Origin of the sequence: Pseudomonas sp. K5002 (genome assembly GCF_013386655.1) — a bacterium.
In the GTDB taxonomy this organism is placed as follows: Bacteria; Pseudomonadota; Gammaproteobacteria; order Pseudomonadales; family Pseudomonadaceae; genus Aquipseudomonas.
The window spans coordinates 1-1,750 of record NZ_JACARK010000819.1 but is presented as its reverse complement, the minus strand read 5'-3'; the positions used below and the strand labels follow the sequence as shown (position 1 = coordinate 1,750).

The window sequence follows — 1,750 nt, the reverse complement described above, 5'->3', positions numbered from 1 at the left end:
TCGGCACAGGCGGCGGCGCCTTGGGCATCACCGTCGACGATGGCCTGGTAGAGCGCGGTGTGTTCCTGGGTGGCATCGGCCGAGCCGCTGACAAAGCGGGTGGCGGAGTTTTCCCAGGCGGTCTTGCGGGCGCTGGCCAGTTGGCTTCTGAGGAAGTCATGGAAGGCCACGAAATAGTCGTTCTTGCTGGCCTCGGCGATGGCGCGGTGGAATTCCACATCGGCCAGGGCGGCGGCGTCGAAGTCGGCGCGTTTGTCGTGCATTTCCTGCAGGGCGGTCTTCATGCGCTGCAGGTCGGCGGCGTCGCGGCGTTGGGCGGCAATCGAGGCGGCCTGGGTTTCGATCCACAGGCGCACTTCGAACATTTGCGCCAGGTCCGGGCGGCGACCGTTTTTTTCCGGGAAGCGGAACACGGTGCCGGCCGGGGTTTGCGAGATAAATGAGCCGAGGCCACGCCGTGCGGTCAGTACGCCGTCGGCCTTGAGCTGGGCAATCGCTTCGCGCACCACCGAACGGCTGACATTGAGTTGTTCAGCCAGTTGCTGTTCGGTGGGCAGGCGCGCTTCGGGTGCCAGTTGGCCGGAATCGATTTCTGCACGAATGGCGCTGACAACGCGCATAACGAGCGAATCAGGGCGCTGGAGCTCAAGCATGGGAAAACCTTGATAATCAGGTTGTCAGACAATAGTCGTTACGATTTTACCTTGTCAAGACAGGTGTGGTGCCGAGGCGGGTGCGCAGGGCCAGGAAAAGACCTGCACCAATCAGTGCCAATGCCACGCCGAACGTGGCTTGCATCCCACTTCCCACGTCGCCGGGAGTGGCCGTGGAGAGGTCACCTGAAACCTGCGAAAACACTGCGCCCAAGGCCGAAGCCCCGGCGATCAGGCCCAGATTGCGCGACAGATTAAGCAAGCCGGCGATCACGCCACGGCGGTCTGCCAGTACGTCGCTCATCACGGCGGTGTTGTTGGCGGCTTGAAACTGGGCGTAGCCGAGGGTGAGGATGATCAGCGGGGTGATATACCCGGCAACCCCAAGGTTCAGCGGCGCCAGGGAGAGCAGCAGGCAGCCCGCCAGCATCGCCAGCAGCCCGGCGATGGTCATCGGGCCGCAGCCGAAACGGTCGGTCAAACGTCCCGCAGGGATGCCCGTCAATGCCGAAACGCAGGGCCCGACTGCCATTGTCAGGCCCATCCAGGCAGGGTCGAGGCCTGCACCGTGGGTCAGGTAGAAGGGCCCGACCACCAAGGTCGCCATCATCACCGCCGATACCAGCGCGCTCATGGCCAGGCCAGCGCTTAGCGTTGAATCCCGTAAAGTCGACAAGAAACTGAACCCGGATTGCGCGGGCTGTAGCCCATGGCGGTCGACGCGCAGATAGCGCCGGGCGAGGGCAAATGTCAGCACACCCAGCGGCACGGTGATGAAAAACAGCGCGCGCCAGCCAAACCCCGCGATCAACACCCCGCCAAGGCTTGGCCCCAGCGCGGTACCCATGGCCGACATCGTGCCCAGCAATCCCATGGCGCGGCCGGTGCGTTTCTTGGTCACGGTGCCGCCCACCAGCGCCATGGTCATCGCCATCATGACCGCCGCGCCCAGGCCTTGCAGGGCGCGGGCCGCAATCAACAGCCCGAGGGACGGAGCCATGCCGCACAGGGCCGAGGCAACGGTGAAAAGCAACAACCCGGCCAAGAGCAGGCGGCTGCGGCCCATCAGGTCGCCCAGTCGCCCGACGCTGACGATC

2 protein-coding genes are annotated in these 1,750 nt (G+C 64.7%); both read right to left on the bottom strand.

Annotated features, from left to right (window positions below):
• Window positions 1-653 (bottom strand): FadR/GntR family transcriptional regulator (locus tag HX846_RS29140; RefSeq protein WP_178966667.1); only part of this gene is annotated, 653 nt, incomplete at its 3' end.
• Between the two features lie 46 nt (window positions 654-699).
• Window positions 700-1,750 (bottom strand): MFS transporter (locus HX846_RS29135; protein WP_178966665.1); only part of this gene is annotated, 1,051 nt, incomplete at its 5' end.